Genomic DNA, 9,703 nt, shown 5'->3' with positions numbered 1-9,703 from the left:
GTGGAAGTTTTATCCTTTGCAGACTACGAAGTATCCGTTCCGCGTTCACCCAAAATGGACTACGGCATAGTGCTGGGGTGCCCGCGCTCGGGGACAACCTATCTGATGCGGTTGTTGAATACCTTGCCCCAGGCAGAATGCCTCATCGGTACGGTCATTTCAACTTCGATTCCACAGATTGCGCGTCAGCCGCTTTCACCTGAATTGTATAACGCATTGGCTGTGAGCTTTGAACGATCGCTGGATGCCTACCTGCATTCCGCCCAGTACAATTCACGGGCATCTGCCATTCAGAAATGGTTCAATGCACCCAATGGTATTGGTAACCTGATTCGTTCTGCAAAAGGCAACCGCACGATCAGCCGTTTCATTTTTAAAGAGCCGTTTCTCGCTTTTGCGCCAGATCTGGTGAATCATGCCGTGCCAGATGCCAAGGTGATTTACATCTACCGTGATGGACGCGACGTGGCCAATTCATTGCTTCGCACCTACGATGTATTGTCTGATGATCGGCTGCAGAATCTGTTTGGCTCAGAAATGCGGTTGGGCCGTAAAGTAGACCATCGGTATGTACCGTGGTGGGTAGAAGAAGGGGAGGAAGACCTGTTCCTGTCTAGCGCGCCTTATGTACGCGCCATCTGGATGTGGAAACACATGGTTGGGTATTGCAACGCATTTTATGCGCAGGATCACATCAAGGAGTCGGGCAAGGTGATGATGCTGAAATACGAAGACCTGATGCGCCAGCCGCGCGAATACGGGATGGCTATTCTTGATCATCTCGATGAGGAGCCTGCGCCCGGGTACTATAAAATGCTCAAAAAGGCACACGCAAAATCGATCGGTAAACACAAAAAACGCGACAAGGCTGAGATTGCTGCGGCGGAGCGGATTGCTGGCAAAGAACTCAGTGCGTACGGGTATTTGTAGTCAACCCATCCAGGCAATTAAACCACAGCCGGGCGGGAGATAAGGCAGCGTTTTTGCTTGTGTTTTTTTCCTGGTCTCTCTTGCCCCAATTAACCCGGTAAAAGCATCAGCTTGCGCATCTAACCATTCAAAAAGAGGCAATCTCAGGGAAAAATTCTCTGGTTTACTTTTTTTCTTGTCCGGTTGCAGCGGAACGACAGTATTGAGACGTCAGGGTAATTTGTATGCGCCGGTTGAAAACGGTTTGAACACATCTCTGCGTTCCGTTCCAAGGTAGCAAGTATTCTACATATGACTACGCTCAGCAATTCATATAATGGATCCAGTTCGATTCATTTTACACTCGGTGTCATGCTGATGTGTTCGTGCATTGTGGCATCACTGTACTGGACCAACAACGCTGACCTGCTGATTTTCCTGTTCCCCTTTCTTTCCATTGTAGTGGGGGCAATGTTGTACTTCGCCAAGCCGGCGATGTATCTCGGTTTTACCTTTTGGGTATGGTTTGTCACGCCGTTTATCCGCCGTATCGTCGATTATCAACTCGGCGAGTTTACCGCCGTTAACATGGTTATGCTGACGCCTTACCTGGTGTCAGCTATTTCAATTCTCTCTTTTTTCAGGTTTGGGCTGCTGCTCAAAAAACGACTGTATCTCCCTTATACACTCACTTTTTTGGGGGTGATGTATGGGTACGTCATCGGGATCTGGAAAACCGGATTGTTTGGGGCAACATTCAATCTGATGGAATGGATTGTGCCGCTGCTAATAGGTTTTCATCTCCTTGTACACTGGCGCGAGTACCCCGAGCACAAGCGGGTCATCAAAGCAACGTTTACTTCGGGAATTATAGTTACCGGGTTGTACGGCATTATCCAGTTTGTTTCTCCTGCACCGTGGGATGTGTTTTGGATGGAGAGCTCAGGGATGACTTCCATCGGGCACCCAGAGCCGTTTCGGGTACGTGTTTTTAGCATGTTGAATGCTCCGGGCCCTTTTGCCATGATCTTGATGGCTGGCCTGTTGCTGCTATTTGATTCGAAAGGCTTGATGTCCAAAGTTGCCCTCGTGCCCGGTTATGCAAGTTTTCTGCTCGCAACCGTACGTGGTGCATGGGGCGGTTGGCTGCTGGCTTTGCTTTTTATAGTTTCCAAAATGACGGGCCAGATGCGCACCCGGTTGATCGGGTTGCTCATATTTGGCGCCATTATGATTGTGCCACTCCAATTGCTCAGCCCCTCTGATTCGCTACAACGCGTGGATGACCGGATGGCAACGCTGGGTAACCTTGAAGAAGATGGCAGCCTGAATGCACGCATGCATATGTATCAGGAGAGGAGCTGGGTCCTTCTCAAGAACCCGGTTGGAGAAGGACTTGGGTTTATCGGTGGTGGATCGCGAAACGAAGATGGCGCTACACGTAACCTGGATAGCGGTATCCTGTCTTTATTTGTATCGCTTGGTTGGCTTGGTGCCGGCCTTTATATCGGTGGTATTGTGATCATGCTTCGCGATATCATGCGCCGGCGCAATTGGTCGCAGGATCAGTTTGTAATCATCGTAACGGGCGTTGCCATTTCTTACCTCGTGCTCCTCGTAATGGCAAATCAGGTGCTGGCAATTAAAGGCATCATTGTCTGGTCTTTTCTGAGTTTTGGACTTGCTGCGCGTAATTATTACGACAACCAGGCAAGAAATTACAGGTAATGGGATAGGAAGTCATGGGCTGGAGCAAGATCAAAAGTTCAAAGGAGATGTGTGTATGAAAATAGCATTGTTTCATACCACACTGCCCGAACCCGGTCGCAAACCCGGTGGCGTTGAAATTGCGGTACACAGGCTGGCAAACGAACTGGCCCGGAATCCCAAAGATGAAGTAACCGTCCTCAGTCTGACAGGCGCGCCGGCGGATGCCGTTTATAAACACCAACAACTCTTTCCTGAAAAAGAGGGCCTCCGCACCAGCCAAATCAAGCGGCTGTTTGTGCTGCCTTTCATGCTCAATTTTGTCGATCTGAAACCGTTTGATGTCATCCATTTGCATGGCGATGACTGGTTTCTTTTCAATCGCGGCATTGCGAGCGTGCGCACATTGCACGGTTCTGCGCTGTTTGAGGCGCGTTCTGCGACTTCGGTGAAAAGAAAAGCATCTCAGTATCTCGTTTACCCGCTTGAGCATCTGGCTAAAACGCTTGCTACACGTCCGCTTGCAGTAGGACCGGAAACAGCTGAAATCTACAAAATTGCCAACCTCGCCAATAATGGTGTAAACCTTGACCTCTTCAGTGTGGGAGAGAAGGCGCCACATCCCCAGATCCTGTATATCGGCACCTGGGAAGGGCGGAAGCGGGGTGGATTTATGTTTGAGCAATTTACGAAAAACGTGTTGCCGCAATGCCCGGATGCTGAACTGGTTATGGTATGTGACCGCGAAGTCGATCACCCCAGGGTTACAAACTATCATTTTCCGGATGACGAGACGCTGGCCGGCCTCTACAGCCGTGCATGGGTATTTGCCTATCCGAGTGTGTACGAGGGATTTGGTATTCCGTACATCGAAGCGATGGCCAGTGGCACAGCTGTTCTTTGTTCTCCTAACGATGGCGCCAACTATGTTCTTGAAGGTGGCACGTACGGGATGATAGTAAAGGACGACATCTTTGCTACACAACTTGTTACCCTTTTAACCGACGATGTGCAGCGTCAGCAACTTATCGAAAAAGGATTGGCGCGGGCCAGGACATTTTCTTGGCAGGCAGTAGCTACCCAGCATCGCAACATGTACGCAGCAGCGATCAACATGCACAACAATGGGCACGCAAGTCAGCCCGAAGCAGAAAAAATTTATGAGTTCTGATTCCAAAATAAACCTTGTCTACATCGCCAGTATCGGTCGAAGTGGCTCAACCCTGCTGGAATCGATGCTCGGGGCACATACTCAAATCCAGACGATGGGAGAACTCCATATCTGGCCTCATGAGATAGAAGGCGGAGGTATACGCCCCTGTGGTTGCGGGAAATATGTAGACGACTGCGAATTCTGGTCGGAAGTGCGCCGGCGCGTTGATCCGATCAAACAGCCATCTCCCGGACTTTCCTTTTTTCGGGAAAAGCACAACGCCGGCCGTACCCTGCGAATGTCCCGACTGAGTAGCTTTGACCCCAACAAGTCAATCAGCGCCAAAGAGCGGAAAGAGATTGAAATATATGGCCGCAACAACTACGAGATTTTTAGCAATTTCCTGGATGTAATGCGAGAGCAACAGGGCGAGGCGCCAGAGTGGATTGTGGATGCGTCTAAAGATCCATACCGCCTCCTTTGGTTGGTACATTCTGGGCTATTCAATATCAAAGTCATCCACATGGTGAAGAACCCGAAAGCGTTTATCTATTCGGTCACCAAGTCGCTGATCCTCGACGAAAAGGAATTTAACCTGCACAAACGGCTCTATTACACAGCACGCCAGTCTGTTGCATGGAATATCCAGAACGTGCTGTTCTCGCGTATAGCGGCCAATGTGCTGGATGACAAAGATTACCTACTCATTAATTATGAGACGCTAGCAACCGATCCTGAAGGTACGTTTGCGCAAGTATGTGACAAAATTGGGTGTGAATACGAAGCCAATGCCGTTGAGAATTTTCGGTTGGGCAGCGTGCATACCATCGCCGGCAATCCGATGCGCTATGAAAAGCGGGGGATTGTACTCGACGAAAAATGGAAGACCCGGCTTCCGCAATCCAGTAAAACGCTCGCCAGCATGCTAACGGGCATCACCAAGTCGCGATATGGCTACTCCTAGATGTCCGTCAGGATATCGTGCCCTTCACTTGCCCGTCGCAACAATCGCAAGTCTATTCCAAGCTTAAGATCATTACCGTGGAAATAGCTGACGTTAAAACGATAAAGTCCCTGCAAATTGGTGTGGGTTGGCTTCCGGAAGAAAAGGGGAACGGCCTCGACCGCGTATTTTATGCGCTCAGCCGCAATTTGCCGGAAGCCGGCGTTGATGTGCGCGGCCTCGTGGTAGGTTCTGACAATGTTGCAACTGACTCCCGGCAGACCGTGCATTCGTTTGCCGCAAAAGATGAATCGCTGCGCCGCCGCATAGGCTCTTTGCGCAGCACTTTGCGCGACGAACTCAAGTCGAACAACTTCGACCTCGTAGCTTCTCATTTTGCACTCTTTACCTATCCCATTCTGAAGTACATCCGTGATTACCCGCTTGTGATGCATTTTCATGGGCCATGGTCTGCAGAGTCGCAGGCTGAGGGGGAAGGGCGCCTGGCAGTGAAAGCAAAGTGGGCCCTGGAGCGCACCGTATACAAAAGTGCTGAGCGTTTTGTCGTGCTTTCGGACGCGTTCCGAGACTTGCTGGTAAACAACTACAACATCGATCCGAGTAAAATCCGGAAAGTCCAGGGCGGCGTACAGGCTGATCGGTTTGATACCGGCTTGTCTATGGAAGCTGCCCGCGAAAAACTTGGCTGGGTGCAAGACCGCCCGATTGTGTTTGTTGTGCGGCGGTTGGCGCGGCGGATGGGGCTCGAAAACCTGATTGCTGCCATGGTGCAGGTGAGGCAAAAACATCCGGATGCGTTGTTGCATATAGCCGGCAGTGGGCCCATTCGTGCTGAGTTGGAAGACCGGATTAAAGCGGCTGACCTTAGCGCACACGTCAAACTCCTGGGCTTTGTGCCCGATGCGGATTTACCGCTTGCCTACCGCGCTGCAAATTTCTCGATTGTGCCAACGGTTGCCCTTGAAGGCTTTGGCCTCATTACGGTAGAATCAATGGCGGCAGGGACACCGGTGCTGGTAACAAATGTGGGCGGCTTGCCGGAGACGGTACGGGATTTATCTGCAGATCTTATTCTGCCCGACTCGGAGGTGAAAACTCTCGCAAATTACGTCAACGATGCCATTTCAGGCGCGCTGCCTTTGCCCTCAAGCGAAGCCTGTCAGGATTATGTGCGCGCCCGGTTTGACTGGCCCGTGATTGCGCGGCAAATCCGCAACGTTTATGCAGAGGTGGTTTCCTGATGGCAAGAACACTTTTTGTAGATCACGCCGGCGTATTGGGTGGCGCAGAATTGTACCTTCTCGATGTTGTACGCCACATGCGCCACAACGCGCAGGTTGTCCTCTTTGAAGATGGCCCATTTATGGATCGATTGAAAGAGGAGGCAATACCGGCATCGATCCTACAGGCGCCTGCTTCAGTGATGGGAGTGGAACGCGCTGGCGGTAAAATGAAAGACCTTAAATCGATTCCAGGCATTTTCCAGATGGTGATGCGGCTGCGCAAACTGTCGCGTAAGTTCGATGTGATTTATGCCAATTCACAGAAGGCACTCATAGTCAGTGCGCTGGCCGGCAGGGTTGCAATGCGGCCCGTAATCTGGAATCTCCACGACATCCTCACCGCAGAACACTTTAGCGCCTCACACCGCAAAATAGCAGTGATGCTCGCAAACCGGTTTGTTGATCATGTGATTGTAAACTCGGAAGCAACACGCAAGGCCTTTGGCGATTGTGGGGGAGACGTAAGCAAAACGAGTATCGTTTACAATGGTATCGATGCCTCGCGTTTTCAGGCTGTAAACGACGAAGAGGTCCTGCAAATGCGGGAGAGCCTGGGATTGACAAACGCCTTTGTAGTCGGACTCTTTAGTCGGCTAACAAACTGGAAAGGGCAGCACGTATTGCTTGAGGCCATTTCGCAAATCCCCAACGTACATGCCGTGCTTGTGGGTGGTGCACTGTTTCAGGATGATGCTGCATACGAGCAAAAGCTGCGCAAGATGGTGACCGAATTCGGCATTAGCGACCGGGTACACTTTCTCGGGTTTCGTGATGATGTGCCGCGGTTAATGAAGATGATGGACGTTGTTGTGCATTGCTCAACAGCGCCCGAGCCGTTTGGCCGCGTTATTGTTGAAGGGATGCTCGCCAAAAAGCCCGTTATCGCTGCCAACGCAGGGGGCGCACGAGAGATTGTATCGAACGGTGAAAACGGATTGCTCACCACACCGGGTGATCCTGCAGCGCTTGCTGCTGCGATCAAGCTGTTGCAAGACGATACCGCGCGGGCTACACAGCTGGCGCAGACCGGATTTACAGATGCTTTCCAGCGGTTTGCCATCGAAAACATCGTGAAGCAAATAGATCATCAAATTAGAAAAGTTATCGGAGATCCCAATGCCATTGCCATCGCTGAAACGTCTGCTTCTCCAGTTTAAGTTCGAGGTGCGGTCTGTAGTAGCGCGCGAGCCTATGCTGGCGGTGCTACATAAACCGGTGATCTGGTGGACGAAGCACAAAAACAAAGGCATCATCGACGTGCGGGAATGTGCGGTTGATGATACGACCGTTTTTGTTATTGACGGTTTTCAGGGATCGGGCAACAGCTTTGCGACGGTGGCCTTTAAACGGAGCCAGCCAACACCTGTGCGGCTTGCGCACCATCTGCATTCGCCGGCACAAATCATCAAGGCTGCACAGCAGAAAATCCCTACGCTGATTACGATTCGCGAACCCAAAGGCGCTGCCATTTCACTTGTGAGCCGGTGGCCATATGTGTCACTTACACAGGCTGTGCGAGGATATATTCATTTCTACGAGAAAATAGAGCCGTATGCGGCCTCAATGGTTGTCAGCCCTTTTCACCTGACTACGCGGCAACTCGACCTTGTTATTCGCGCCGTGAACAAGCGCTATGATACCAACTTTGGCCTTTTTGGCTACGATGACGCTGACATGCAGGAGCTGCGCGGCTCTGAAAAGCTACAATCTGACAAAGAGATACAGCGTGCAGCAGTAAAAAAACAAATGGCTGAGCAGTTTGATCGAGAGGTAGATCCAGCCCTTTACCAGCAAGCACTTGCCGTGTATCACCGCATTGAAAAGTATAGCCTGGAAAAAACCATGGCACCCACACCGGAAAAAGCCGGCTCATAATATACTTGTAGCGCCTACAGTAGACGCTGCCCTGCGCGTGCAAGTGACTTCCATTTAAGCCAAAGCGATCTATGCACAAGCGCGGGAGACGCAGGCTTTTTGCTTGAATATTGCAGTAGTTACCCGATTACTTAACTATAAAAACTCGGGGTTTAACAGGATAATCGTGTATTGATTTGAGAATGGAAAGGGGCATTTGATCACAATATCCCCTGAAAAACGCAAAACCGGGTATTTTCCTGTTGGCACTATTCTTGAAAAAGTATCTGACATCCCCATCTTTTGTTTTGTTGGCTTCGCGCCTACAAATGCAAGCCCATCCCCCGATGTCCTCCATTCAGTGTAGTAGCACTGATGTGTTCTCTCTAAACAGGTGTGTTGTCAAAGAAACGTGACACATACCCGCTAACGCTTCCATCATCGGACTGCTTCTCATTGTTTTCCTAACGTGATGCCTGAAAAGCAATACCCGATCCCGCAATTTGATGTCTACAAAACCCGTGCAAGTAAAACCTGGACTTGAGCCTTACGTGCCTGCCCTGAGCCGGCGGGAAGTGGCCCACTTGCTCCGTCGCGCTAGTTTTGGTGCAGATCCGGAAACCGTTAACACCTATGCCGGCCAGACGGCCGCAGCCGTGGTTGATGACTTGCTGACCTTTGCCACGGATTCAAACGCAAATCCGCTGCCGGCTGAACCTTCGTGGGCCAATCAGCCCCAGCCCGACAGAAGCGTAGAGCCGTCTGAAGTGGTGCGTGCGTACAACCAAAACAATGTACTCTGGCTCGCAGAATTGAGCACCCAAATGCTCGAGCTGTTCCGATCGGGAGGGCTCCGCGAACGTATGACCCTGTTCTGGCATAATCATTTTGTAACAGAGCTTGAGGTATACGAACTGGGGGTCTATGCCTACCGGTATTTGCGCATCATTCGCAATAACGCACTGGGTGATTTTAAGGCTTTTGTTAAAGAGATGGGTCTGACGCCGGCGATGCTGATTTATCTCAATGGCAACACCAATGAAAAAAATTCTCCCAACGAGAATTACGCGCGCGAACTGTTGGAGCTTTTTACCATGGGTCCGGTGGATAGCTATGGTAATGAAAACTACAGCCAAACCGACGTCGAAGAAGTTGCCCGCGCCCTGACCGGGTGGTTTGTGAACCGGGATACCATTGCTGCCGAGCTGTTCAATAAAGAGTTTGATGAGGGCCAGAAGGTCATCATGGGGCGTACCGGCGACTTTGACTATGAAGGCGTAAACGATGTCCTCTTCAATGAGCGTCCGTTTCAAATTGCCGAATTCATTTGTGCGCAGCTCTACCGGGAGTTTGTGTATGATGAGCCTGATCTTGAGATCGTGCGGGAACTGGCAACGATTTTTCGCGAGAGCAATTTTCAGATTGCGCCCGTATTGCGAACCTTGCTGGGCAGCAGTCACTTTTTTGAAACCCAGTTTATCGGTGCAAAAATCAAGAGCCCGGCTGACTTGATAGCCGGCGCGCTGCTGGAAACTGGCCTTGTGCCTTCTGAAGATATCTTGACCTTCATGGCTGATTTGAGCAAAGGGCTCGATCAGGAGATGCTGGATCCGCCCGACGTATCTGGCTGGCCGGGACATCGGGCCTGGATTTCTACCAACAGCTTGCCCGCGCGCTGGTCCTTTGCAGATTTTCTCCTGTACAATGGGCGGAACAACCAATCCATCGACCTGACAAGTATTGCTGCGCTGCTGCCAGATGCTGATGATGCCCAGGCAGCATTCAAGCTACCGCTGTCTATAGCTGAACACTTTCTGGCTGTTCCCCTTGACG

The 9,703-nt window shown here is 50.9% G+C and carries 8 protein-coding genes; all 8 read left to right on the top strand.

Going from position 1 to position 9,703, the window contains the following annotated elements:
• A partial coding sequence (locus tag AAF564_23665) for a sulfotransferase (GenBank protein ID MEM8488566.1) occupies positions 1–930 on the top strand: 930 nt, incomplete at its 5' end.
• 291 nt (positions 931–1,221) lie between these two features.
• Positions 1,222–2,637 (top strand): hypothetical protein, encoded by a 1,416-nt coding sequence (locus tag AAF564_23660; protein ID MEM8488565.1) that lies wholly within the window; start codon positions 1,222–1,224, stop codon positions 2,635–2,637.
• Between the two features lie 55 nt (positions 2,638–2,692).
• Complete coding sequence (locus AAF564_23655; GenBank protein ID MEM8488564.1) at positions 2,693–3,787, top strand: glycosyltransferase family 4 protein; 1,095 nt, start codon at positions 2,693–2,695, stop codon at positions 3,785–3,787.
• Positions 3,777–4,733, top strand: a complete 957-nt coding sequence (locus tag AAF564_23650; GenBank protein ID MEM8488563.1) for a sulfotransferase — start codon at positions 3,777–3,779, stop codon at positions 4,731–4,733. The genes AAF564_23655 and AAF564_23650 overlap by 11 nt, the downstream gene beginning before the upstream one ends.
• Before the next feature lie 83 nt (positions 4,734–4,816).
• Positions 4,817–5,974: a glycosyltransferase family 4 protein gene (locus AAF564_23645; protein ID MEM8488562.1), complete on the top strand. Its 1,158-nt coding sequence runs from the start codon at positions 4,817–4,819 to the stop codon at positions 5,972–5,974.
• Positions 5,974–7,173: a glycosyltransferase gene (locus tag AAF564_23640; protein MEM8488561.1), complete on the top strand. Its 1,200-nt coding sequence runs from the start codon at positions 5,974–5,976 to the stop codon at positions 7,171–7,173. Before AAF564_23645 ends, AAF564_23640 begins: the two co-directional genes overlap by 1 nt.
• The gene (locus AAF564_23635; protein MEM8488560.1) at positions 7,133–7,891 is read left to right on the top strand and encodes a hypothetical protein; all 759 of its coding nucleotides are present in this window, start codon (positions 7,133–7,135) and stop codon (positions 7,889–7,891) included. Before AAF564_23640 ends, AAF564_23635 begins: the two co-directional genes overlap by 41 nt.
• A 485-nt stretch (positions 7,892–8,376) precedes the next feature.
• A partial coding sequence (locus AAF564_23630; GenBank protein MEM8488559.1) for a DUF1800 domain-containing protein occupies positions 8,377–9,703 on the top strand: 1,327 nt, incomplete at its 3' end.

The sequence above is a fragment of the Bacteroidota bacterium genome, from assembly GCA_039111535.1.
In the GTDB taxonomy this organism is placed as follows: Bacteria; Bacteroidota; Rhodothermia; order Rhodothermales; family JAHQVL01; genus JBCCIM01.
Note: the sequence above shows the minus strand (reverse complement) of the source record. Positions and strands in the feature narration are given on the sequence as shown.